Origin of the sequence: Siminovitchia sp. FSL H7-0308, from assembly GCF_037980985.1 — a bacterium.
Classification (GTDB): Bacteria; Bacillota; Bacilli; order Bacillales; family Bacillaceae_C; genus Siminovitchia; species Siminovitchia thermophila.
Genome location: NZ_CP150282.1, coordinates 1,813,926 through 1,836,976, shown reverse-complemented (window position 1 = coordinate 1,836,976; position 23,051 = coordinate 1,813,926). Strand labels below are relative to the sequence as shown.

Annotated in this window: 24 protein-coding genes, 1 pseudogene and 2 riboswitches; of the genes and pseudogenes, 4 read left to right on the top strand and 21 right to left on the bottom strand. The window is 43.0% G+C overall.

All coding sequences use genetic code 11. The annotated features are described in order from the left end of the window. Window positions 1-137 precede the first annotated feature (137 nt). The 5 genes from tlp to MHB50_RS08760 form a co-directional block, all read right to left on the bottom strand. Window positions 138-368: a small acid-soluble spore protein Tlp gene (gene tlp, locus MHB50_RS08780; RefSeq protein WP_340085145.1), complete on the bottom strand. Its 231-nt coding sequence runs from the start codon at window positions 366-368 to the stop codon at window positions 138-140. A 24-nt stretch (window positions 369-392) separates the two neighbouring features. Next, a complete protein-coding gene (sspN, locus tag MHB50_RS08775) occupies window positions 393-536 on the bottom strand; it encodes a small acid-soluble spore protein N (RefSeq protein ID WP_077113431.1) in 144 nt (47 codons plus the stop codon). Window positions 537-594: 58 nt separating this feature from the next. Continuing rightward, window positions 595-723 carry an FbpB family small basic protein gene (locus tag MHB50_RS08770; RefSeq protein WP_339163242.1) on the bottom strand — a complete coding sequence of 43 codons (129 nt, stop codon included), beginning with the start codon at window positions 721-723 and terminating at the stop codon, window positions 595-597. A 279-nt stretch (window positions 724-1,002) separates the two neighbouring features. Next, window positions 1,003-3,720: an aconitate hydratase AcnA gene (gene acnA / locus MHB50_RS08765; protein WP_077113429.1), complete on the bottom strand. Its 2,718-nt coding sequence runs from the start codon at window positions 3,718-3,720 to the stop codon at window positions 1,003-1,005. A gap of 196 nt (window positions 3,721-3,916) precedes the next feature. Beyond that, the gene (locus MHB50_RS08760) at window positions 3,917-4,627 is read right to left on the bottom strand and encodes a thermonuclease family protein (RefSeq protein WP_077113524.1); all 711 of its coding nucleotides are present in this window, start codon (window positions 4,625-4,627) and stop codon (window positions 3,917-3,919) included. Between the two features lie 127 nt (window positions 4,628-4,754). Between MHB50_RS08760 and MHB50_RS08755 the strand changes: the two genes are divergently transcribed. After that, window positions 4,755-5,006 carry a GlsB/YeaQ/YmgE family stress response membrane protein gene (locus MHB50_RS08755; protein WP_077113428.1) on the top strand — a complete coding sequence of 84 codons (252 nt, stop codon included), beginning with the start codon at window positions 4,755-4,757 and terminating at the stop codon, window positions 5,004-5,006. A 7-nt stretch (window positions 5,007-5,013) separates the two neighbouring features. Here the strand turns inward: MHB50_RS08755 and MHB50_RS08750 are convergent, their stop codons facing one another. The 11 genes from MHB50_RS08750 to MHB50_RS08700 form a co-directional block, all read right to left on the bottom strand. Continuing rightward, entirely contained in the window at window positions 5,014-5,661 is a 648-nt protein-coding gene (locus tag MHB50_RS08750) for a lytic transglycosylase domain-containing protein (protein ID WP_253191927.1), read from the bottom strand. A 76-nt stretch (window positions 5,662-5,737) separates the two neighbouring features. Further along, window positions 5,738-6,163: a general stress protein gene (locus MHB50_RS08745; RefSeq protein WP_077113427.1), complete on the bottom strand. Its 426-nt coding sequence runs from the start codon at window positions 6,161-6,163 to the stop codon at window positions 5,738-5,740. Window positions 6,164-6,260: 97 nt separating this feature from the next. Then, on the bottom strand, window positions 6,261-7,073 hold the full coding sequence (locus MHB50_RS08740; protein ID WP_077113426.1) for a 3D domain-containing protein: 813 nt from the start codon (window positions 7,071-7,073) through the stop codon (window positions 6,261-6,263). A 227-nt stretch (window positions 7,074-7,300) separates the two neighbouring features. Next, on the bottom strand, window positions 7,301-8,521 hold the full coding sequence (locus MHB50_RS08735; protein ID WP_077113425.1) for an MFS transporter: 1,221 nt from the start codon (window positions 8,519-8,521) through the stop codon (window positions 7,301-7,303). A gap of 410 nt (window positions 8,522-8,931) precedes the next feature. Next, window positions 8,932-9,570 carry a thiamine phosphate synthase gene (gene thiE / locus MHB50_RS08730; RefSeq protein ID WP_077113423.1) on the bottom strand — a complete coding sequence of 213 codons (639 nt, stop codon included), beginning with the start codon at window positions 9,568-9,570 and terminating at the stop codon, window positions 8,932-8,934. Then, window positions 9,551-10,387, bottom strand: a complete 837-nt coding sequence (thiM, locus tag MHB50_RS08725; RefSeq protein ID WP_236017131.1) for a hydroxyethylthiazole kinase — start codon at window positions 10,385-10,387, stop codon at window positions 9,551-9,553. The genes thiE and thiM overlap by 20 nt, the downstream gene beginning before the upstream one ends. Beyond that, the gene (thiD, locus tag MHB50_RS08720; RefSeq protein WP_339163229.1) at window positions 10,387-11,181 is read right to left on the bottom strand and encodes a bifunctional hydroxymethylpyrimidine kinase/phosphomethylpyrimidine kinase; all 795 of its coding nucleotides are present in this window, start codon (window positions 11,179-11,181) and stop codon (window positions 10,387-10,389) included. The genes thiM and thiD overlap by 1 nt, the downstream gene beginning before the upstream one ends. Then, window positions 11,150-11,668: an energy coupling factor transporter S component ThiW gene (thiW, locus tag MHB50_RS08715; protein ID WP_077113421.1), complete on the bottom strand. Its 519-nt coding sequence runs from the start codon at window positions 11,666-11,668 to the stop codon at window positions 11,150-11,152. Before thiW ends, thiD begins: the two co-directional genes overlap by 32 nt. A gap of 24 nt (window positions 11,669-11,692) precedes the next feature. Then, a complete protein-coding gene (tenA, locus tag MHB50_RS08710; RefSeq protein ID WP_340085144.1) occupies window positions 11,693-12,379 on the bottom strand; it encodes a thiaminase II in 687 nt (228 codons plus the stop codon). A 105-nt stretch (window positions 12,380-12,484) separates the two neighbouring features. Continuing rightward, window positions 12,485-12,586: riboswitch (TPP riboswitch) on the bottom strand. Between the two features lie 78 nt (window positions 12,587-12,664). After that, window positions 12,665-13,603: an AEC family transporter gene (locus MHB50_RS08705; protein WP_339163225.1), complete on the bottom strand. Its 939-nt coding sequence runs from the start codon at window positions 13,601-13,603 to the stop codon at window positions 12,665-12,667. A gap of 127 nt (window positions 13,604-13,730) precedes the next feature. Further along, window positions 13,731-14,615, bottom strand: a complete 885-nt coding sequence (locus tag MHB50_RS08700) for an adenylyltransferase/cytidyltransferase family protein (RefSeq protein WP_339163223.1) — start codon at window positions 14,613-14,615, stop codon at window positions 13,731-13,733. A gap of 165 nt (window positions 14,616-14,780) precedes the next feature. Between MHB50_RS08700 and MHB50_RS08695 the strand changes: the two genes are divergently transcribed. Continuing rightward, on the top strand, window positions 14,781-14,975 hold the full coding sequence (locus MHB50_RS08695; protein ID WP_077113418.1) for a hypothetical protein: 195 nt from the start codon (window positions 14,781-14,783) through the stop codon (window positions 14,973-14,975). 273 nt (window positions 14,976-15,248) lie between these two features. Here the strand turns inward: MHB50_RS08695 and MHB50_RS08690 are convergent, their stop codons facing one another. The 3 genes from MHB50_RS08690 to MHB50_RS08680 form a co-directional block, all read right to left on the bottom strand. Beyond that, complete coding sequence (locus MHB50_RS08690) at window positions 15,249-16,457, bottom strand: glycine betaine/L-proline ABC transporter ATP-binding protein (RefSeq protein WP_340085143.1); 1,209 nt, start codon at window positions 16,455-16,457, stop codon at window positions 15,249-15,251. Then, window positions 16,454-17,314, bottom strand: coding sequence for a proline/glycine betaine ABC transporter permease (locus tag MHB50_RS08685; protein ID WP_339163217.1), 861 nt, complete (start codon window positions 17,312-17,314; stop codon window positions 16,454-16,456). Before MHB50_RS08685 ends, MHB50_RS08690 begins: the two co-directional genes overlap by 4 nt. A 376-nt stretch (window positions 17,315-17,690) precedes the next feature. Beyond that, window positions 17,691-18,701 (bottom strand): ABC transporter substrate-binding protein, encoded by a 1,011-nt coding sequence (locus MHB50_RS08680; RefSeq protein WP_340085142.1) that lies wholly within the window; start codon window positions 18,699-18,701, stop codon window positions 17,691-17,693. A 679-nt stretch (window positions 18,702-19,380) separates the two neighbouring features. On the opposite strand from MHB50_RS08680, the gene MHB50_RS08675 reads away from it, so the two are divergent. Then, window positions 19,381-20,262: a YIEGIA family protein gene (locus MHB50_RS08675; RefSeq protein ID WP_339163212.1), complete on the top strand. Its 882-nt coding sequence runs from the start codon at window positions 19,381-19,383 to the stop codon at window positions 20,260-20,262. Between the two features lie 16 nt (window positions 20,263-20,278). Next, window positions 20,279-20,476, top strand: a complete 198-nt coding sequence (locus tag MHB50_RS08670) for a hypothetical protein (RefSeq protein WP_340085141.1) — start codon at window positions 20,279-20,281, stop codon at window positions 20,474-20,476. A 45-nt stretch (window positions 20,477-20,521) separates the two neighbouring features. Here MHB50_RS08670 and MHB50_RS08665 read toward each other — a convergent pair whose 3' ends face one another. Together MHB50_RS08665 and MHB50_RS08660 are read right to left on the bottom strand one after the other, a co-directional pair. Continuing rightward, on the bottom strand, window positions 20,522-21,337 hold the full coding sequence (locus MHB50_RS08665; protein WP_339165447.1) for an undecaprenyl-diphosphate phosphatase: 816 nt from the start codon (window positions 21,335-21,337) through the stop codon (window positions 20,522-20,524). A 363-nt stretch (window positions 21,338-21,700) separates the two neighbouring features. Continuing rightward, window positions 21,701-22,039 (bottom strand): annotated as a pseudogene (locus MHB50_RS08660) (ATP-binding cassette domain-containing protein); the annotation flags it as partial. Between the two features lie 808 nt (window positions 22,040-22,847). Further along, a riboswitch (cobalamin riboswitch) is annotated at window positions 22,848-23,025 on the top strand. The last annotated feature ends 26 nt before the right edge of the window (window positions 23,026-23,051 follow it).

Below are 23,051 nucleotides of genomic sequence, written 5' to 3'. Positions count from 1 at the left end.
CCAAGCCTCAGTCGATTCAATTTCAAGGGCGGTTTTTCCTCTATACAGCATCTGTTGTAAAATGTTTTTGGAATATTCGTATTAGGTGATCAATCACATTTTTAAGAGCAAAAAGCCGGTCATACACCGGCTTTTTGCTAGGACTGTTTGTTTTGCTGGGCTGCTTCGTCTTTGATTTCTTCCCGCATACCCTCGATGCTTTCTCTTCTGCGCTCGTTCTTGCGCTCAATTTGCGCCTTCTGTTCTCCTTCGGCAAATTGCATCGATTCCTCGGCAGCTTCCATGTTTTCAATCGTGTCATGAACCATTTTTTGTAGTTTTTCTACGTTGTCGCTGCGATTATCGGGCTTTGGCCTGTTGTTTGCCAATCTGAAATACCTCCTGTGTTCAGGTTATTCTCCTTTTGTTTGAATAACATCCGGGTGCCGACCTGTTTTATCAGCCATTTTCTTCCCTTTATTGGCATCAATGGCGACTGGCTTTTCCCCCGGATTATTAGGGGTGAACGGTTGTTGATTTCTGGATTGATTTTTCATGTTTCTCCCCCTTCTTTACGTTATTGTTGCCTTATTAATCGTAAGTATGTGCCCTTTTTCAAAGCTTTCTCGCGAGTCTTTTCTCTAAGCGATCCTCTATCCTTTCCAGCGCATCCATATCCCTTAAAAGCATTTCCTTATTTTCTTGGACAAGATCCATAAATGATTTTCTTCGAGTTTTTTTCATGTTTTTCACTCCTCTTTTCATTATTCTTTTTTACTATGCGCATTTTCGCGCTGAATTAAACCAATTTTCAAACTTTTTTAGGCAAGATATTTTTCCGCTTTTTTCGCGACCCCAAACAGCATTATCAAAAGGGCTGGCGTAAACTACGTTATCTTGCATCAAGCCATAAAAAAACTCATAAAGTGGTGATGAAAAAACATTTCCCACATTTATGAGTTTAGATATTGAAGAAGATTAAATCATGAGAAGGCGGGGATGAACCACCCCCGCCTTTCAACTTTATCGGGCAAGCTTTTCCCGAAGTACGAGTGGCAAAATGCCTCCGTTACGGTAATAGTCGATTTCAACGATCGAGTCGAAACGCACAAGTACTTCAAATTCTTTTTTGCTTCCGTCTTCGGAAACAGCTGTTACTTTCACTATATCTCTCGGCTTCACATTTTCATCAATGTGGACGTTTATAACCTCTTTGCCTGTCAAACCGAGTGTTTCGGCATTCTCGCCTTTTTTAAATTGCAATGGTAATACGCCCATCATGGCCAAGTTAGAGCGATGGATCCGTTCAAAGCTTTCAGCTATTACTGTTCTGATGCCGAGCAAATACGTTCCTTTGGCTGCCCAGTCACGGGATGAGCCCATTCCGTAATCTTTTCCGGCAATCACAACAAGACCGGTTCCATCCTCTTTGTATTTCATGCATGTATCGTACATGGAGCTGACTTCGCCTGTTGGCCAGTATGTGGAAAAACCGCCTTCTGTTCCAGGTGCAATCTGGTTGCGGATGCGGATGTTGGCAAATGTGCCGCGCATCATGACTTCGTGGTTACCGCGGCGAGAACCGTATGAGTTAAAGTCGCGCGGTTGAACGCCTTTTTCCAGCAAGTATTTTCCTGCAGGCGTATCTTTGCCGATCGCTCCTGCCGGAGAAATATGGTCCGTTGTGACGGAATCCCCGAATTTACCGACAATCCGCATGTTTGTCAGCGGTTCGATCGTCGCCAATTCCTTGGACAAGTTTTCAAAGAACGGCGGATTTTGAATGTAAGTTGAGTCTGAATTCCAGTTGTAAAGTGGATCGTTGCTCGTTTTGATTTCGTTCCAACGCTTGTTGTCGCTGAATACATGCTCATATTCCTTACGGAACAAATCAGGTGTAACCGTTTTTTGGACAGTTTCCAACACTTCTTCTTTGGATGGCCAAATATCTTTCATATACACATCATTGCCGTCCCTGTCTTTTCCGAGCGGGTCTTTCGTCAAGTCGATGTCGATTGTTCCGGCAAGGGCATATGCCACTACAAGCGGAGGAGAAGCCAGATAGTTTCCTCTCACAAGCGGATGGATGCGCCCTTCGAAGTTGCGGTTACCTGATAAAATGGATGTTACCAACAAATCGTTTTCCACGATGGCTTTTTCAATTTCCTCTTTCAGCGGACCGGAGTTTCCGATACATGTTGTACAGCCATACCCGACAAGGTTAAAACCAAGCTGGGACATATACGGCATCAAGCCGGCATCCCGCAAGTACCCTGTAACGACTTTTGATCCCGGTGCAAGGGACGTTTTAACATGCTTAGGCACTTGCAGGCCTTTTTCAACCGCTTTTTTCGCAAGCAGACCGGCTCCCAGCATGACGTAAGGGTTGGATGTATTCGTACAGCTTGTAATCGCAGCGATGACAAGAGCGCCGGTTTTCATCACGGACTCCGAGCCGTCTTCGAATGTAACGGTCACTTCTTTTGTAATTTCAGCAGGATCCAATCCAAAACTCTGGTTGCTTACAGGTGCTGTCAATGCATCCTTAAATGTTTTTTGCATTTGGGAAAGTGCGATCAAGTCTTGCGGACGTTTTGGTCCGGACAAGTTTGCTTCAATTTTGGAAAGATCGATTTCAACAATGTCTTTATATACCGGCTCTGCTTTGTCTATCGTGAAGAACATGTCATTTTCTTTTAAATATTTTTCAACCAACTTGACTTGCTCTTCCGGGCGTCCCGTCAAACGCAAGTAGTTTAATGTTTCTTCGTCTACCGGGAAAAACCCACATGTAGCACCGTATTCAGGTGCCATATTGGCAACCGTAGCCCGGTCTGCAAGCGGCAGTGAAGCGACTCCGTCACCGAAAAACTCAACGAACTTGCCGACAACGCCGTGTGTACGTAGAACGTTTGTCACTTTTAATGCCAAGTCAGTTGCTGTAGCTCCGTTTGGAAGTTCACCGATCAACTTCACTCCGACAACTTCAGGGATCGGGAAATAAGAAGGCTGGCCAAGCATTCCGGCCTCAGCTTCAATACCGCCGACACCCCATCCGAGTACACCGACCCCGTTAATCATCGTCGTGTGGGAATCCGTTCCCACAAGAGTATCAGGATAAGCTTCATAGTCGCCTGCTGGTGTTTCAATGGCATGAACGACATTCGCCAAATATTCCAAGTTCACTTGGTGGACAATTCCTGTTGCCGGCGGAACTGCGCGATAGTTGTCAAAAGCCTTTTGAGCCCAGCTTAAAAACTCATAGCGTTCAGCATTGCGCTCAAATTCATAATCCATATTAATTTGCAGTGCTTCTGGCGTACCATACGTATCAACTTGGACAGAATGGTCAATAACTAAGTCGACAGGTATTTCCGGGTTGATTTTTTCAGCATCCCCGCCAAGGTCAGACATTGCTTTTCTTAGTGCGGCAAGGTCGACTACTGCAGGAACTCCGGTAAAGTCTTGCAAAATAACCCTTGAAGGTTTAAATGGAACTTCTCCATTCTGTACTTCGCCTGTCGCCCATTTTGCCAAATTTTCAACATGCTCTTTTGTAATGACCCTGCCGTCATATTGCCTAAGAACAGACTCGAGAAGCACTTTAATGGAATACGGCAAACGGGAAACCGTCGCTACTCCTGCTTCTTCCAATGCGGCAAGGCGGTAATAATGATATCTTTTTCCGTCAATCTCAAATGACGAACGGGCATTAAAAATATCGTTTTTTGGTTGCGCCATTTCAATTACCCCTTTTATGTTTATTAAATTTCCGAAAACCGATAAACAACACTTCTTTAGTCGTTTACCTCCACCCATATATTTTATTACAACATTTGACATAAGTAAATGATAAGAAAGTTATCGTTTTTCATAAGCAATACTTATTTTAAAAATTTTTTCATGATACATTAAAATATTTGCACCCATTTTTCATTTATCTTTTGGATGGACGGAAACCGGCATTTTCAGCTTCTGCTTCGGAGCAAAACCACATTTCCGGAATGACACTATCATAATATTGGCCGTCCGGCAAATGATAAATTTTTTCCTTTTTGCTATTAATATTTCCTTTTATATCGCAGCCGTCACGGTCTTTTTTAGACGCTTCCCCTGTTGTTTTCGGGGAATCTTGAAAGCCTCGGTCATGAACGTAATCTTCTAGTGACCATATGCCCCGTTTGCTTTGGCGGGCTTCCTCCTGTACTTTTTCAAATTCGTCCAAGTATTTTATATCCGGAGGAAAAATGGCCACACGCGCCAATCCTTGTTCCAATAATTTGCGGTTAACATTTTCATTTTCCAGCCACACATAAGCGAGGAGCCGTCCATATTTATCGCGTTCGGATACATCCATTTCCAAGACTACTTGTTTTTGATATAGTACATTTTTCGTAAAATCAGATGCCTCCGGGCCGAAAGGCTGCACACCTAGCCTGGGGTGTTTCGTTTCCGGTGTATCGATAAGCAGCATACGGACACGTTCTTTCCGTCCGTCTTTGAGTTGGACATCGATCGTATCACCGTCAACAACATGAACAACAGTGGCTTCCATCCCCTTTATGTTTTTACTTTGTCCACTTTCTTCGGCAGAACATCCCCAGAGCATGAATATGGCCACAACAAAAGAAAAAAATTTCTTCCCCATGATGTCCCTTCCCTGCAAGTATTTTTTTAGATACATAAAGTAAAATATGTTTATCGCATTATTGAATGGGCAATAATAAAACCATATCCACTCAATAAAATAAATTCCTAAAAAGGAGATGATCTTCATGAGCTTTATTCTTTATCTTATTATAGGTGGAGTTATTGGCTGGTTAGCGGGTTTAATACTCGGAAAAGATGTCCCGGGTGGCATCATTGGAAACATTATTGCCGGAATTGTTGGCGCTTGGATTGGCGGCGCTTTGTTTGGAGACTGGGGACCTACGATAGCCGATATGGCCATTGTTCCTGCACTCATCGGAGCCATCATTCTTGTACTCGTATTAAGTCTTATTATGGGAGCGATGGCAAGAAAATAACGCACTTTTAAAAACGGGAGCTTGTTGCTCCCGTTTTATTTTCCAACTCTTGAAATCTTTTAGCGAAATATAAAACCTCATCAACATATTCTTCACTGTGATTGTATGCATAGACCGCTTTTCGCAGTTCGCCGTTATTTGCTCCATTTTTAGCCAAATAGTTGGCTGCACTAAAGATGGCGTCTTCCAAGTCGAAAGGATCAGCAATTCCATCTCCATTGGCATCGATTCCGTAGCCACCATACTGTTTAATCACCGCGGGATCCGTCTTTTCCTCTTCGGGAATATTGCCCTCCCCTAATCCGGAACAAGTCGGGTGTGCCCACCCTACAAAAGTGCAAGGCATAAATTGCATATGGCCTTCCGCACCGACTGGAGAGATCATCGGATCCATCGTTGAAAAAATAGTTTCTACACGATGGTGGGCTGCTAATAAATACCAAGGTACGCCAAACTCTTTTTCCGCCGCTTTATAAATGGGGATAAAATTCGAAGGCACTTCATCCTCTAATTGCGGCGGCTCTATTTGATTGTCTGTATATGTATAAAGCGCCATAAACATTAAAAAGGCACTTATCAATACAAGCAAGATGGTATGCCGCCGCCTTGACTGCCGTTTGGACGAGCTTGGCTTTTTTTGGATTTGCTTCTTCACGCTGTGTTTCTCTCCTTTGTAAGGACTTATCCGCTCTTTATTATGGGAGAGAAGCGACTTTTTTTCAAGGGAAGTGTCATTCCTTTCCGGCGTAAAATAGAAGGATTTTTCCGCTTTCTAAATGGGAATAGCATGCATCTGCCTCTTCCTCATGTAATCCACACGATAAAAGCAAATCTTTCACGTCTTGGTGGCTTGTTCCCTCAAAGTAAGAAGCAAGAGGACCCGCCGCCAACAAAGGGCCAAGTCCGGGAACCGTCAATCCGGGCACAATAAATCCGCCGCTAATTCCCGTAAGAAAGCCGCTGATGATGCCAAACGCTTCTTCGCTGGGCGAATGTTGGTGCTGGATGTGAGTTTCTTTTTGTATGGAATTTATTTTCGCATCTTCCAATGCCAATACAGAAAAGTTTTCGCTTTTAAATCCTTTTGATTCACATGTTTTTACCATATTGATGACATCTTGTTCCGAATCATACACACCAATCAAAGACAAATTCATATGTTCACCCTCCTTGGAGTTATCGTACCCCAATTCCGGCTTGTATAAAACAAAACCCAACCGGATCTGATCAGGTTGGGTTCGTTAAGTGACTTATTTAATGTAACAGTTTAATTTTAACTGTTTTTCTGCCAAATTGTGTAGCAGCATTTTTATCGGGCATGAATATATCTATTTTGTTTCCTTTAATTGCCCCGCCGGTATCCCCGGCAATAGCTGTACCGTAACCTTCCACATATACTTTGGAACCAAGTGGAATGACAGATGGATCAACAGCTATAACTTTCATGCCCGGATTGGAACGCAGGTCGATTCCAGTGGCAGTAACACCTGAACAGCCATTGCAATATGCTGTATATGCGGTAGCCGTTACGGTCATTTCCTTTCCGGAAGCTTCACTGCCGGTGGTGGCAGGCTGCGCTTCTTTTTGAACAGGAGCGGGTGCGGGTTTTGCCGCAGGTGCTTTGGGCGCCGGTTTGTTCTGTTGAACAGCTTGGCTGTTTGTGGCTTGTTTTTGCTCGGGGGCTGGAGCAGCTCCCTTTGAAACTGCCAACGACTGTCCAGGATGAATAATGTCAGAAGACAGGTTATTCCAAGCTTTTAAATCCGCAACAGACACGCCATACTTGTTTCCTATTTTCCACAGGGAATCTCCCTCGGCAACTTTATATAACTGATCTTGACTTTCCGTTTTTTCCTCGGCAGATATATGTAACTGCTGATTTGGATATATAAGATCACCATTTAGGTTGTTAATCGCCTTTAACTGATTTACAGAGGTTCCATAGTTTTGAGAAATGCTCCATAATGAGTCGCCCTGTTGTACGACGTGCGTTGCGGCAGAAACTTTCCCGGAAAAAAAGCCCACGAGCGCGACTCCTGCAATAAGCGCGAAAATTTTTCTCCTCATTTTTTGTTCCTCCTTTTTTGTTAGTTGAATACTAACTAACGATGCCTATCGTATCAGAGGAACATATCAATCCATTAACAAGAATATTTTCGTTTAATTACAAGTTTATTGCAGGCCATTACATTCGTCATGCTTCGATTGGCTTATTTCCGATAAGTTAATAAAGGACAATGAACGACAAAGGATAATCGCTAAAAAAGCATTACAGTCGCCTTTCTTCACGTACCTTAAAGCAGAAATTCCCTTTTCTTTCTTGTTTCCGATTCTTTCTGCCATTTTTTCCCTACGGAGAGCGTTATGAAGACCACAATCAGGAAAAAGAAACTCGAAATTTGAAACAACTGCGCAGTACCGACAAACAGGGCAATCAAGCCGAAAACGAGACCGCTTAATCCGATTCCAAGATCAATCGCGGAATAGAACATGCCATTTGCTACTCCCCTGCGCTGATGGGGGGTCATGGCCAGCACCCAGGCCTGCAATGCGGGAATTAAAGAACCGTACCCGGCTCCAAACAACGTTCCCGCCACCACAATGCCAAGCCAATTGCTCGAAAAAGATAACATCCACATAGAAATAAAGGTTAAGAGTGAACAAAAAGCAACTAATTGGATAGGACCTTTCCGGTCAAACCATCTCCCGGTTATCGGACGGATCAAAGTAGCTGTTAAGGCATTAAGCAAATAAAATAAAAAGATTTCTGCTATGCCCCTTTCTTCAGCAAAAATGACGATAAAAGTGACAATCGTTCCGTATCCAAACGTTGCGAGAAAAGTAATGACCGCCGGTGTCAAACTAGATTTTTCAACTAGAGAATCAACAATGGAAAATTGCAGGTTTTTTCGATTGGCAATCAGGATATTGTCAGGGGTATGATATTGAATGAAAGCAAGTAAAATGAAAGCAATGAATCCCAGCAGGGCCGAAATGACAATTAATACTGTAAAAGGAAAGTTTTGATATACATAGATTCCCAGACTGGGAGCGATAATCATGCCGACCGTAATGGAAAGGCCATAATATCCCATCCCTTCCCCCAACCGCTCATTAGGAACAAGATCAACAGCAGCTGTTCCGTTAACAGTTGACGACCAGCCCCACATTAATCCGTGAAGCAGCCTGAACAACAACAAAATCGTGACGATTTGTGTGAGCGGGTATAAAATGGTAACGGCCAATAATCCGCCAGCTCCAATTAATACAAGCGGTTTACGCGGCCGAAACTCTAGCATGTATCCGATTAACGGCCTGGTTAATACCGCACCAACCGAAAACACTAAAGTAATCATTCCGATTTCAAATCCCGAAGCGCCCAATGACTTAATATAAGGGGGCAATGTCGGAATGAGCATTTGAAAGCTCATAAATAAAAATAAGCTGGCAATGACAAGCATTGTAAAAGACTTTGTCCATAGTGCTGTTTGATGCCCACGTTTCCTGTTCTGCATTTTGCGTTCACCTTTCGTTACAACGTGTATTAAAATGCCTAATCTTAACATATATGGAACAAATTCATATTACAAGCAAATCATTTCGTTTTTCGAAAGTTTTGAGCGGTAGAAGGAAACTTCAATCAGCGAGGTTTTGATTCGCTGATGAGAAGCAGGACAATGGCTAACAGCGAAAGCGTTCTGTTGGCAAAGCAAGGACCAGGCAGCAGCATCGCTCGAAAAAACTTGCGCTTTTTCTTCGTGTGACAATGCTGTCGAAGCTTTTGTCATGTTAACCCAAACACATCGGATGTTTACTGGCAGTTGCCCCGCACTGTTCTCGTTTTTATCTCGATGCGTTGAATCGGGGACTTACTGCCAGTTAAAGCGGGACAAAAAAAGAAACCCGGAATCTGTTGAATCCAGGTTTAGTGCGTATCGAAGCCTTTTAGGCCTTTTAATAAGTTTTCGGCGGTAACTTTCGGATTTTTTGCCCGTGTTAATGCGGAGACGACGACAATACCGGCTACTCCGCTGTTTTTCAGACAACCGCTGTTTTTTTCATTGATGCCGCCTATCGCCACAACAGGAATAGACACGGAGGAAACAATTTTGTCCAGCATGCCGTTTGGAAGAAGTTTGGCATCGCTTTTTGTTGAGGTGGGAAAAACAGAACCAACCCCAATATAGTCTGCGCCACCCTTTTCTGCTGCAATGGCATGTTCTAAAGTACGGGCTGAAACCCCGACAAGCATGGAATCCGGAATGATACTTTTTACTGCGGCAAGAGGCAAATCTTCTTGCCCCACATGCACGCCGTCAGCGCCGACTGCCAGAGCTACATCCACTCGATCATTAATGATCAAGGGGACTGATAGTGAATCAAGGAGTTTTTTTATTTGGATTGCTTTTTCATAAAAATCTCTTCCTCCGCTCTTTTTTTCACGCAATTGAACGAGAGTTACGCCTCCGGCTACTGACTCTTCAATTAAATGCAAAAGCTTGCTTATCGGAAGATCTTCTTCCGTAACCAAGTAAAGGCGATAATCAATATGATTCTTTTTCAATGACTTTGACTCCTTTTTGCCAGTGATTGCTGTTCATGAATGAAATGGAATCGATTAATTTTATTTTATATGTTCCCAAACCAATGCGCTCACCTAATAAGGAAGCAGCCTCTTCCCCAGCTAACCCCATAACGGATACTCCTGCTACAGCCGCATGTAGCATGTGATTCGTTATACCGGCAAAGCACCCGATTAAGGAAGTCGTCATACAGCCTGTCCCCGACACTCTGGATAAACACATATGGCCGTTTTGAATCATAAAAACGCTCTTCCCATCACTGATCACATCTTCTTTGCCGGTGACAGCAGCTATACACCGATATTGACGGGCAACCTTGACGGCAATTTTTTCAGGTGTTTGATCGACTTTGCCCGCATCAACCCCTTTTGTCGCCCCGATGCCTCCGGCTAAACAATTCATTTCACTTACATTTCCTCGAATGACGGAAACCTTTACTTGTTCCAGTATTTCAAAAGCAGATTGGGTTCGAAAGTCCGTTGACCCCACTCCGACAGGATCAAGTATAACAGGAATTCCTGTTTCGTTGGCGGCTTTTCCAGCCAGCTTCATCGCTTTAAACGCATCCGAGTTCAATGTTCCGATGTTTATTATGAGGGTATTCGCCATTTTGGCCATGTCAGCCGCTTCCAAAGGGCTGGACGCCATGACGGGTGCAGCGCCAATGGCTAGGGTTACGTTTGCGCAATCGTTTATCGTTACCTGATTTGTTAGATGGTGAATAAGCGGCTGTTTATGTCTGACTTGCTCAAAAAGCTGTCCGACTTTCGTCAACATCATCTGCCCATCCGTTCCCATCACGTTACACACTCGTATAGATGATAGAAGTGATGGGTCGGTCCGTATCCTTGTCCAATGTCAAGGCTGTTGGCGATCGCATTTGTAATATAATCTTTGGCCTCATCAATCGCTGTCGGCATTTCCTTTCCTTTCGCCAAGAGGGCGGCAATTGCTGCGGACAGTGTGCAACCTGTCCCATGGACATTTTTCGTTTCAATTCTTTCCCCGCGAAATAGTTGAAACGTTTGCCCGTCGTAATATAAGTCATTGGGGTTTCCCTGCAAGTGCCCGCCTTTAATCAGGACAGCCTGCGCTCCCAGCTTTTTGATCACCCGGCATGCTTCATACATGTCAGGCTCATTATGTATCGGCATATTGGCCAAAACCTCCGCTTCCGGGATATTAGGTGTAACGAGCGAAGCCAGCGGGATAAGGGTTGATTTCAGCTCTTGCATTGTATCTTCTTCAAGCAGCCGGTGTCCCCCCTTGGAAATCATAACAGGATCAAGAACAATGTGTTTTGGTTTATATTTTTTTAAACATTGCGCGACTGTTTGTATAATGTCCGGCGTTGCCAGCATACCGATTTTCACCGCGTCAGCCCCAATATCTTCCAACACGGCTGCGACTTGGTCGTTGATGATGTTTACATCAATGAGTTGTACAGATCTTACTTCAACAGTATTTTGGGACGTAATCGCCGTAATCGCAGACATGCCGAACACCCCTAGAGCGGAAAAAGTTTTTATATCCGCTTGAATCCCCGCTCCTCCACCGGAATCAGATCCGGCGATTGTAAGAGCTGTTTTCATACAGCAAACCTCCGATCGCTGAATGTTTCATGAATACTTTTAATAAAACAAATCCCAGGGCAGCGCCGGCAATGGAACTGGCAGCAAAGGCCGGGACCAATCCAAATAAGGCCGCCTCCCGGCCTAACAGCAATGCCGCAATCGGATAGGCGGCAACAGCACCGATGATCCCGGTTCCAACGACTTCACCTATAAACGCAAACCCTATTCTTTTCGTTTTGGCATACAACCAGCCAGCCAGGAGGGCTCCGATCATGCTTCCCGGATAAGCAAACAACGAGCCTGTTCCTGAAATATTCCGGATTGTCGAAACGATAAATGCTTGGGCTAATGCATAGCCTGGCCCAAATAAAACGGCCGTTACCATATTGGCAAAATGCTGGATTGGAAAAATTTTGGCAAATCCGGCCGGGATAAAGATAACATGGCTCGTGATTGTTGTAAATGCAATGATCATGGCTGTAATGGTCAGTTTTTTAACTCGCATGGAGCAACCTCCGGCTATTAGGATTTAGAGCGTCCAGTTCTGTTGATGATAGTTCATATCCCAGAATAAATATTCATATTTGGAGGTGATAAGGAAGTGCTTTTCCAATTCCGCCAATTCTCTTTCCGGTTTCCCATCTGCTAACTGATTCATGAGATCAATCAGCCATTTTCCAAGAGAAGTAAATTCTTCTGATGAATAGGTTTCAACCCATTTGCGGTACGGGTTGGATTCCAAAGTAGCCCCATATTGTTCTTTTAATCTTTCTCCCGTTTCGGCGTAATGCCAGGCACACGGAAGCAGGCTTGCCACAAGTTCCGCCAATGTTCCGTTATGAGCCACATGCAGCATGTAGCGGGTATATGCCAAATTGACTGGTGTGGGTTCGGTGTTTTCAAGCTCTTCATTCGAAATGCCAAACTCTGCGGCGAATTGGCGATGCAGCTCCATTTCAAAATGGAGGTGTTCATGAAGCAAATGTGAGAACTTTGTCATAATTTCGAGAGTGGGAGCTTTTTGCGCTCCAATAGCAAACAGCTTCACATAATCAATTAAATAGACATAGTCTTGTTTCATATAATATTCAAAAATTTCTTGATCGAGTGTTCCTTTTCCTACCCCTTGGACGAATGGGTGGTTATAGCTTTTTTCCCATATTTCCTTCGCGCTCTCATAAAGCCTGTCCGTAAACAACATTTTTTCAACTTTCATTGGTTCCACTCCTTTAAAAAAGTTTGTACTTCATGATTCCCCACTTTGAAAAAATGAAAAAACCGCTCCCGAAAAGGAAGCGGCTCATCATCATAAAGCAAATCATAATGACGCAGCCTGCTTCCCTACGCTGGCATAAACCAGATCAGGTTCAAAGGGTTTCAATCATCGATTTCTCTCAGCTTTACAGCTCCCCTAGCAGACAAAATTCATTGTTTCAAAGAAGTTATTCAATTATTAGGTGCATGTACTGCCATCATATCATGATATGGACAAAAAGCAAGTTTAATGAATAAATAGGCTCATTACATACACCATTAAAGGGATGGTCACAAGTGCAAGCAGCGTGGAAAAAATAGTCGTTAAGGCCCCCATTTGTTCATCTGCAGAGTATTTGGCAAAGAGAATGGATGCCAGGGTAATCGTCGGCATCATGGATTGAATCAAGACCGTTTGAACGAGTACCGTGTTTAAACTGAAAAAGTGTATCATGAAAATGGAAGCGATCGGCAAAATAATCAATTTTACGGAAATGGGCACCCAAATATGGTTTACCGAACGGCGTACTTGTCCGCGTTTCAGGGTCATGATCATCATTCCGATATAGAACATGGCGAGCGGTGCCGCCAATGCGGCCAATCTGTCCGTCAAGTCAATCAAAAGACCGGGCGGCTTTAATTGAAAATATGCGGTAATAAGACCAACGAAAATGGCTGCTGTCGGAATATTCACCATGGACTTTAATGTTTGCCAAGCAAACTTTCTATTTTTCTGAAGTAAAATGACTCCGACTGTCCAAATGGTCACATCGACTCCAGCATCAAAAATGGCCGCAAACAAAGCCCCCTCTGGGCCCAAAAGTGCCGCACAAAGCGGAATGCCGATAAATCCGGTGTTTCCCAAACCTGAAAGGATGGCAATTTCCCTTATCTTATTGGAACCCCTATGAAATAACCAAGCAAATAAAAAGCCGGTCCCGATTCCAATAAGATTAATAATGATGGAAAGCCCAAAAACGATGGCAATCATTTTAAACATCTGGTCATCCATTTCAACGTGAAAAATACTCGATAAAATAATGCAGGGCATCGCAATATTTACGATCACTTGAATAAATGCTCTGCGAGTATCATCATTTAATGGAGTTGTTTTACCGAGCAACGCGCCAATCATGATCATCAAAGTAATAATGATGATTGACTGAAAAACAACTGTAAATTCCATACGTATCCTACTTTCTGTATAAAAACTGATAATGGCAAAGAAAAAGCGAAGAAATGGACTTCAGGATACTTCCTTTTACCACTTCTTCACTCGTACATTATACATAAGAAAACGGTTAAAACAACAGTTAAGCTTTTAGCGGATAGTATGGATTTTTTGTTATTTGATCAATGGACTTATACTGCAACGGAGAGAACGCTTTCACTTTTGCCAGCCATTTAATCGTTACGGGTGCAGGAATATGTATATTTCCTTCCAACACTAACACACATGAATGATGAACATCAAGCAGACTTATTGATTGATATATTCGCTCTTGAGTCGTCACTTCAACGATATACAACCCTTTTTGCGGCAAATAATAATGTTGGAATACAATATGGGCGACTGTTTTTCCGCTGTATTGATCGAATGATTGGCTTTCCAACATTCCATGCGCACTGTAATGGTTCCCCAAATAATGATGAACGTCCTCCACTTTCCCCTCATCCAAGAGCTTCCTGATTTTACTCGAACTAATCTTTTCACCATTAAAAGCTTTTTTGGGGACTGTTGTTACATCAAATAAGCCTTTTCCATCTAACTTCATTCGTTCCATGTTTCCTTTCCCGCGGTAACCATAGGTAAAATCAAAACCGGCAACGACATGCTTGCTATGTAATCCAGCCACATATTTTTTAATAAAATCTCCCGGTGAAAGTTCGGCAAACTGCTCGGTAAATGTTACAATATATAATTTTTCAACACCCATATTTTTCAATAATCTCTGTTTGTCAGGCAGAGGCGTCAAATAACTCGTTATTTTGTTTTGAACCCGTAAAATATTGCTTGGATGTGGAAAAAATGTCATAACAGCCAATTCTATGCCCTTTTTCTCTGCGATGTCTTTGGCCGTGTCAATCAATGAACGGTGCCCTAAATGGACGCCATCAAAAAAGCCAAGCACCATTACACAAGGTTCATGTTCCTCTCTATTTCCAATAAATGCCCCTTCTATGAAAATTGTTTTCAATACAGGCCTCCCCCTTGCATCTCTTTTAACCTCGATACCAACATTATCATATATCATTTAATATATGATTGCAATCGCGGCTAGATTGTTTCCTTATTTATATTTAAAATCGCACCAACGGAAATTGGTGTTCATACATTGTTACCAAGGAGGTGTATACTTAGAATGAATTGGCCAACTTCTTTGCTTGCCATCCTTGCTGGGTATGCCTTATTGGGCATCACACTTTTGGTTCCCAACCTGACTATTGTAGTTCCTTTGATCACTGTGATTCAAATTATCGCTGTCATTGTTATTGTATTATTTGCTGGCGTTATTATTTTTCGGGCACTTCATGCGCTGTTATATAAAGCTAATTAGAATCAAGCAGGAGGGGCTGTCTAAAAAATCCAATTCAGAGTAAATGCATGAAAATGTAAAACCCAAGATGTTGATTTTACGGCAATCTTGGGTTCGGTTTTTTTGTTTTCAAGCGGCAATATTACTTTTCGGACAGCCCCGACCGTTCGGAAAACTGCGGTTCCATCAAGATATTTACATTATTAGACTATTAAGCCCTTGGGAGCTCCGTTAAGAGTTTCCAAGGGCTTTGGTACGGAAAACGAACATGTTGCTGTTTCCCCGTTCTTTTTTTTACGAGTCGTCTGTACCATTCCCGTTCCCGTTTGCGGAAGCCAGGCCCGATAAAACATGGACACGAAGAATGAATCCGGACAGTTTGTCGTTATCATCTACGACGGCTAGCGGAAATTTCGACTCCAATACTTTTGGTATTAAATCACTGACATATTCATCTTTTTGGACAATGGAAATGTCATCCCGCATCACTTCAGGCAACGCTTTTTTTTGCTTTATCCCCTTTACCGCGTCATCTATCGTTACAATGCCTTTTATATGCCTCTGGCGGTCCACAACGAAAACGCTAGATATGCCGTTCTCCTTCATTTCCTTTACTGCGACATGTAGACCGTCCTTCAATGAAACGAGCGCATTCGGCTTGATCATGACATGCTCCGCTTGGAGGATTTTCGAACGGTCAATGTCCTTAATGAACTCGGATATATAATTGTTCGCCGGCCGTTCAATAATTTCTTCAGGTGTACCGACTTGTACAACACGGCCATCCTTCATGACAGCAACCCGATCCCCCAGCTTAAAAGCCTCGTTCACGTCATGTGTAATAAAAACAATTGTTTTTTGTAGACGATTTTGGATATCCAAAAGCTCCAACTGCATTTCCCTGCGGATAAGCGGATCAAGCGCACTGAAAGGTTCATCCATCAAGAGGATATCGGGGTCATTGGCCAATGCTCTGGCCAGCCCCACCCTTTGGCGCATTCCCCCCGACAATTCATCCGGGTATTGATCTTCATAACCTTTCAATCCTACTATTTCAATGTTTTTTAAGGCTATTTCACGCCGTTCCTTTTTAGGCATGTTCCGGACTTCCAATCCATACTCCACGTTGCCCAAAACCGTTCGGTGGCTGAATAGACCGAAATGCTGAAATACCATGGCGATTTTTTCCTGTCTTACTTTTTTCAACTCGGACTTGCCGCCATTGACAATATTGACACCATCAATATAAATAGCGCCGTCAGTCGGTTTGTTTAATAAGTTAAAGCAGCGGATAAGCGTTGATTTTCCGCTTCCGGACAAGCCCATAATGACGAATATTTCGCCTTTTTTGATCTCCAGAGATGCATCGTATACTCCGACTGTATGGCCCGTTTTTTCCAAAATCTCTTCTTTCGACATCCCTTGTTTAATCATGGGGATAACCGATTTGGGTTTGGGGCCAAAAATTTTTGAAACGTGTTCCAGTTTTATTTGTGTTGTCATCGAGCCAACCTCCTGTGCTTCTGAAACTTGTCGGCCGCTCCATTAGTGATTCTGTCAATAATAATGGCCAAAAATACGATGCTGATTCCCGCTTCAAACCCTAAAGCGATGTCTATCCTGTTGATCGCGATAAGCACCTGTTCACCAAGACCTTGCGCTCCAACCATTGAAGCAATAACAACCATCGCCAAAGCCATCATCGTCGTTTGGTTCACTCCTGCCATAATGGTTGGCAAAGCCTGCGGCAACTGTACTTTCCGTAACATTTGCCAAGGAGACGATCCAAAGGACTGGGCTGATTCGATCACTTCTTTGTCAACGCCGCGGATCGCAAGTTCGGTTAATCGGATCACCGGCGGAAGAGCGTAGATTAAAGTGGCAAATATAGCCGATACGTTCCCCAATCCAAAGAAAAAGATCGCGGGAATTAAATAAACGAAGCTTGGCATGGTTTGCATCGCATCCAAAATGGGCCGCGCAACGGTTGAAAAGCCGGTGCTGTATGACATCAATATGCCAAATGGAATACCAAGAACCAAACAAATAAGGACCGCTGTCACAATGATGGCGATCGTCGTCATCATATCTTCCCACAACCCGAATGTTCCGATGAGAAAAATAAAGACGCCGTACAATACTCCTGAAAAAACCGACTTAAAATACCATCCCAGTAAGAAAATGGCCACGATAAACAACCACCAGGGGATCCAAATGAGAAAATCCTGGATTCCATTAATCGTCCTTGATGCCAGAAAGAAAATAAAATCAAAAAATCCTTCAAGAGAAACATCGAGAAAAGTAACCAATTGGTCGGCATACTTTCCCAGATTTGTTTGTATATCCGGAAATCCTTCCATAATACCTACCTCACCTATATTAAGATTTGAAATGAGCAGCCGGCCAAACGCGGCCAAGCTGCTCCATGTGAACACTAACGTGAAGCTCAGAACAATGGGCGTTGAGATGAATCACGCAGACGCGGCGTTCCGAGTCTGCCGAAAAACGCCCCCATTGATTATATACAGAACAAGAACAAAGACTAACATCCTGTAACAACACAGACAACGACGTTCTCGAAAACGTTTGCGTTTTTCTTCTTCGTGCGCCTACAAAATCAATTTGTCGAATCTTTCCTGTCTGTCAACCCGAACGAATCGGCCTTTTACCGGCAATTGTTCCCCCATCCCATCGTTTTACTTCGATTCTTGGGCGTCTAGCTTCCAGCAATGGGGATTAAAGCGCGTCCTTCACCTTTTGGGCAACATCATCTGAAACCCATTTTGTCCATACATCTTCATGTTCTTTCAACCACCATACTGCTGCCTCTTCCGCTGATGCATCTTCATCTTCCATATATTTCAAGGCCGCCTCTGTTAGCTTGCTGCTTGTCTCGTAATTTTTCAAGAAATCCACGACTTCAGGTGCTTGTTCAGGCATATCTTTATGAACGGCCACGACAACATCATTGGGAGGAAATTTCGTAGCTTTTGTTTTTTCCCAGGTTTCTTCATCATATTCCGGCTCTTCCAACAGGACAAGATCGTATTTCGCTGTTATGGCCGTAGGTGACCAGTAATATCCAACCCAGCCTTCTCCGGCCTTATACGCATCAACGAGCGAGGCAATAATCGCCGAGTCCGATCCCGGCATAAAATTGTTCATTGTTTCATCCAAGCCGTATGCTTCAAATTTGGCATCAATATGTTCAGCTACAACCCAACCGCTCGGCGCATTAATAATGCGGCCTCTGCCGGGATCTTCGGGATCCTCAAATACTTCCGGATATTTCTTTAAATCTTCCACGGTTTTCAAGTCTGGCGCCAAAGGCTCGATACCGCGTTCTTTATCGCCATGAATCACATATGATGGCACGTATAAACCTTGGTCATTATCGTTAAAGTTGGTTGAAACTTGTTCAACGTCTCCCGACTCGACAGCATCTTCATACACGTCTTTAATATTGTCGGTCCACACTTCCATGTAAACATCAATATCCCCGCGGCGAAGTCCTTGAATAGTGGCGGATGTGGAGCCCGCTGTCACTTTTGTTTTATGGCCCAGGCCTTCCTCGATGATTGTTTGCGCAATCCCGTTGTGGATGCGGATGCTATCCCAGCCGGCATCAGCAAAGACGATGGTGCCGGAATCTTTATTCCCTTTTCTTTCTGAATTTTCACCACTTCCGCCGCATGCAGACAGTAGTATGAGGCTGGCTGCGGCTAACATTATTCCCAGTTTTTTCATTTGAATATTCCCCTTTTTTTAACAATATTTTTGTTCCGAATTATGTGTTTAATTACGTGCTGATTCATTGAGGCAATGAATCATTTTCTCCCGTCCGTTCATCCGGTATTTCGGCTTTCTGGCATATTATACTTTCCAACACAAATTCTGAATGAATTGCTTGAATGAAAGTCTATTTTTGGTAGAGGCTTTTTGCGCAACCGATTTGATCGAAGTAAATGGGCTGTGGGCGATGCCCTTTCTAAGTTGTAAATTTTGGGAAGTAGTGGGGTATGTTTAACTTTTCACATGTTTCAACTTAAAAACGGACAACACGGAGAAACATGCGTTTCTGGCTTTCCAGACTTCACTCACCGTTTTCCAAACGCGATACTGTCACAATTACGAATGGCAAGTTGAACAGCAGTTCGTGTATCATTATTTAGCTTACCGAACAACTGTCCATATTTCAAACAAGCCTATCCTTCATATTTAAGCGGTATTTTGGCTAAAACATGAAAAACTGCTCGAAATACGTTGAACGGTCCCGTATGATGCCTAATCCTTCATTTCCCTCCCCCATCCAAATTTGAATGTTTGATAATACCCAAAAAATGAAAAAATAAAACACTATGCTCATATTTTTTGTTCCTGGCGGCATCATATAATGGAAGTTTTTTTCCTAAAAAGGAGCATGGGAATGGACCGATATTTGTTGATTGTTCTAATCGGCATCATTTTTGGATGCATTGCCCGCATTGTTTTGCTGCGGACAGACTTTAGGCAATATCCAACTTATCCGCAGGGCCGGATCATTCATTTGTCAATGGGTTTTATTGCTTCTTTTATAGGGGCGGTTGCCGTTCCTGCCGTTTTAGAATCCAATTGGACTGCGGTTACTTTTTTGGGGTTGGCTGCAACTCAGTTTCGCGAAGTCCGCAAAATGGAAAGGGAGACACTTTCCAATGTTGATTCAAGTGAATTGGTCAAGCGCGGGGCGCCTTTTATCGAGGGGATGGCGCAAGCTTTTGAAAGCCGAAACTATCTCGTCATGTTTACAAGCCTCGTGACAACACTATTTGCTGTTTTCTCCATTTGGGCCGGACTTTTGAGCGGGTTGGCCATGCTGATTGTCGTCAAAAAAAATATGTCCGGGAAAGTGCTGACAGCCATCGCAACAGTTTCTCAGGGGGAGATCCGGTTTGAGGGGCCCCAGCTTTTTGTCAAGGATATACATATAAAGAATGTAGGCCTTGAAGCCAGCCGGCAGCTCATCCTCAAAAGAGGGGTTGGGGCGATTATTACACCGAAACATGAAAACAGTGTCGTCACCATTTCACACCTTGGACAAAGACAGGCGATGCTCCATCATGTTGCCAACATACTCGGCGTCTACCTCGATACAGGAGAACCCGATATCGTCCCTCTATCCAAACGAGATATGAATGATGGAAGAGTCGCCTTATTCATTATGCCGCTAGAAACAGATTTTGAACAAGTTAAAACGGTACTGGAGCATGTTCCAGTGTTGGATAGTGCGATTAGGCTGCCAAATGAAGGGGACAAAGGAAAAAACAGATAAACTGGGGTGGTTTGACGTGGATACAGAAGAAAACAAAGCAAAGATTGCCGCCATCGTTACTCAAAATCAAAACGTGATCCTTGGTGGCGGTGCTCCTGTATTCCTTGTTCATGACAAGGAAGAACTGGAGAAGATAAGCAGCAGCTTGGGAAAAATCCTTGATTCCGCAGCACATGAGATTAATGACCAGACCATTATCATTGTGACAAGATAGCTGTATGAAAAAACGGCTTGCGAGTAGCCCCGCAAGCCGGCAAGTTCAAGCAAAAATGAGAACAAGTGTCCCAACGACGAAACAATAAATACTAAAATAAATTAAATTTCCCTTTTCCATAATGTTCATAAACCATTTTAAAGAAAAATAGGAAGCCACAATGGAAACAACAAAAGCACTTATATACGGGATAAACAATGTTGTTAAGTCAGGGTCGTTCACCATGTCGGAAATGCTTAGAATCGTTCCGCCCACACTGACCGGTATGTACAGTAAAAATGAAAAGCGCAGTGCTGTCTCAGGTCTCATGCCCATGCCCATCGCACCGACAATCGTCGCTCCTGAGCGGCTGATTCCCGGTATTAAAGCTACCACCTGTGCAAAGCCGACCACAATAGCGTCCTTGAGTGTCAGATCTCCATCCTGTTTTCTTCCTTTTAAATTTCGGATTAAAAACAACGCTACACCCGTTATAAGCAAGGTAACGGCAGTAATATGTACTCCTTTTAGCGTTTCCGAAATCATGTCATTGAACAGAACACCGATGACTCCGGCCGGAATCGTGGCGATTATTAAATAGACAATGAAGCGAAAATCATCCCTCGCCTCTTCGTTTCGATGCAATATGTAAGAAAAGCCGTTCGTCGCAAGACGAATAATATCGTTACGATATATAATTAAAACGGCAATCAAAGAACCTGCATTTACAAGCAATTCAAATGTCAACTTTTTTGTGGAAATTCCTAAAAAGTGCTGGGCAAGCACCAAATGCCCGCTGGATGAAATCGGGATTGGCTCGGTAATTCCCTGAATCAACCCCAGCACGATATATTTAATAGTTTCCATTATATTTATTTCCATCACATCTCACCATCCCCGATTTACTAGAATACCTTTTTTACGTTTGCTTTTCAATTATATTTGGCAAATAAAATGAAAAACAGTAATGTTGTTAAATTGCCATTTTACTCAAGACCATAAGCCGCTGTTTAAGGAGAGAAGTCAAACGCGGGATACTTCCAAAGCAACTTTATCCCGCATATAAGGTGCCGTAAGACTCTCACTTCAAGACTTGATGAGTTGATACAAAAGGTTTAAGTGGGAGAAAACGGCACCTAAATGCCCGATTGGTTCAACTAACATTCAGTAGGAGCTTGATGAGTAAATTCTCCCTCAAACATCTTGGGAAAACGATTGGTTCAACTAACATTCAGTAGGAGCCCTACTGATGGACAAAGGCAGCAAGATATTTTCTTTGACAGTTAACGTATCCAGCAAATTATATTCCTGGTAAATGAAGCCGAGGTGATGCTTGCGGAATTCGGCAAGTTGCTTTTCCTTCATGCCGACGATGTCTTTTCCATCAATTTTGATCGTCCCCTCACTCACTTTGTCAATGGAAGAAAGGGCGTTAAGCAATGTCGTTTTTCCCGAGCCTTACGCGCCCAAGATACTGACAAAATCTCCTTTTTCCACTTGAATATCTATTCCTTTTAAAACTTCCTGCCTGTTAAATTTATTTCCGTAACTTTTATAAATTTTTTGCGCTTCAAGAATACTCAATTATGTTCAATCCTTTACTTGATATATTGATCATAAAAGGATTGGATATCTTTTTCCTTCGATTCGACGAACAAATGATAAAAGCATGTGACAAACATGTCACATGCGTGTGGCGTGTCAGATTCTCAAATTCGTTAGAGGAATGTCGTTCCTGTTCCCGGCTATGATTGTTGTTACTATAATGATCACGAGCAAAAATTCGAACCCTGTCTTTTCGGCAACCGCTGGTTTTCCCCATCAATCTTAATAAACTAAAAATATTGGTAAAAGAAATTCATTTTTTCACCACCGTATCGGAATAAGTCGGAGTGTGATCCAAATGTTTTTGCGGCCGACCCATTCGTTTTTAGCATTGTTGTATACATAAAAAAACGCTATAACAAATAGCATCAGGTAACCATTGAGTTACAGGCTCTTTCTCTCGGTAAGCTTGATGAATTCGATCACTTTATATGTTTAAGCTTGGGGCATATGCTTCGGTTTTTCTTCATATTTCAATGGCTGTCTTGGGAAAATACCCTTAACAACGCCGCGCTCAAGGAGAAACGCGTCTTGTGTTTTCCTCCGTTAGGAAGGGCAGATATTTCCCAAAAGCGGCCAGATGTTTAAAGGCGTGTTTGTTTGTGGTACGATTGTTTGTGTTCTCGCCGACTTGATCACATACAGTTTGTCTCCGTTTTTCATGTTTGAATGTTGCATTTCGTTTATTCAACCGGAAAACGATATTTTGCTTGTCAATTGGTTTTGGCCATGTTATATTTTAGTAGATACAATATTTAGGTGTAGAAATTAAATAAAACACAATATATAGTGACACAACAAAGAAGGCGCCCAAAAGGGCTTAAAAGGGAATCCGGTGAAAAGCCGGAACTGTCCCCGCAACTGTAAATGCGTACGAACGGCAATACCACTGTTTTTTAAACGGGAAGGTGACCAAGTAGGACGATGCATAAGTCAGGAGACCTGCCTTTTTTGTCACAGTTTCAATTCTTCGGGGATTGAGAAGATGAAA

Excerpts from the sequence above, each read along its gene's own strand:
- sspN (WP_077113431.1), bottom strand. The coding sequence starts at position 536 with ATGAAAAATCAATCCAGAAATCAACAACCGTTCACCCCTAATAATCCG.
- MHB50_RS08770 (WP_339163242.1), bottom strand. The coding sequence starts at position 723 with ATGAAAAAAACTCGAAGAAAATCATTTATGGATCTTGTCCAAGAAAAT.
- acnA (WP_077113429.1), bottom strand. The coding sequence starts at position 3,720 with ATGGCGCAACCAAAAAACGATATTTTTAATGCCCGTTCGTCATTTGAG.
- MHB50_RS08760 (WP_077113524.1), bottom strand. The coding sequence starts at position 4,627 with ATGGGGAAGAAATTTTTTTCTTTTGTTGTGGCCATATTCATGCTCTGG.
- MHB50_RS08755 (WP_077113428.1), top strand. The coding sequence starts at position 4,755 with ATGAGCTTTATTCTTTATCTTATTATAGGTGGAGTTATTGGCTGGTTA.
- MHB50_RS08745 (WP_077113427.1), bottom strand. The coding sequence starts at position 6,163 with ATGAATTTGTCTTTGATTGGTGTGTATGATTCGGAACAAGATGTCATC.
- MHB50_RS08740 (WP_077113426.1), bottom strand. The coding sequence starts at position 7,073 with ATGAGGAGAAAAATTTTCGCGCTTATTGCAGGAGTCGCGCTCGTGGGC.
- MHB50_RS08735 (WP_077113425.1), bottom strand. The coding sequence starts at position 8,521 with ATGCAGAACAGGAAACGTGGGCATCAAACAGCACTATGGACAAAGTCT.
- thiM (WP_236017131.1), bottom strand. The coding sequence starts at position 10,387 with ATGGGAACGGATGGGCAGATGATGTTGACGAAAGTCGGACAGCTTTTT.
- thiD (WP_339163229.1), bottom strand. The coding sequence starts at position 11,181 with ATGAAAACAGCTCTTACAATCGCCGGATCTGATTCCGGTGGAGGAGCG.
- thiW (WP_077113421.1), bottom strand. The coding sequence starts at position 11,668 with ATGCGAGTTAAAAAACTGACCATTACAGCCATGATCATTGCATTTACA.
- tenA (WP_340085144.1), bottom strand. The coding sequence starts at position 12,379 with ATGAAAGTTGAAAAAATGTTGTTTACGGACAGGCTTTATGAGAGCGCG.
- MHB50_RS08705 (WP_339163225.1), bottom strand. The coding sequence starts at position 13,603 with ATGGAATTTACAGTTGTTTTTCAGTCAATCATCATTATTACTTTGATG.
- MHB50_RS08695 (WP_077113418.1), top strand. The coding sequence starts at position 14,781 with ATGAATTGGCCAACTTCTTTGCTTGCCATCCTTGCTGGGTATGCCTTA.
- MHB50_RS08690 (WP_340085143.1), bottom strand. The coding sequence starts at position 16,457 with ATGACAACACAAATAAAACTGGAACACGTTTCAAAAATTTTTGGCCCC.
- MHB50_RS08685 (WP_339163217.1), bottom strand. The coding sequence starts at position 17,314 with ATGGAAGGATTTCCGGATATACAAACAAATCTGGGAAAGTATGCCGAC.
- MHB50_RS08680 (WP_340085142.1), bottom strand. The coding sequence starts at position 18,701 with ATGAAAAAACTGGGAATAATGTTAGCCGCAGCCAGCCTCATACTACTG.
- MHB50_RS08675 (WP_339163212.1), top strand. The coding sequence starts at position 19,381 with ATGGACCGATATTTGTTGATTGTTCTAATCGGCATCATTTTTGGATGC.
- MHB50_RS08665 (WP_339165447.1), bottom strand. The coding sequence starts at position 21,337 with ATGGAAATAAATATAATGGAAACTATTAAATATATCGTGCTGGGGTTG.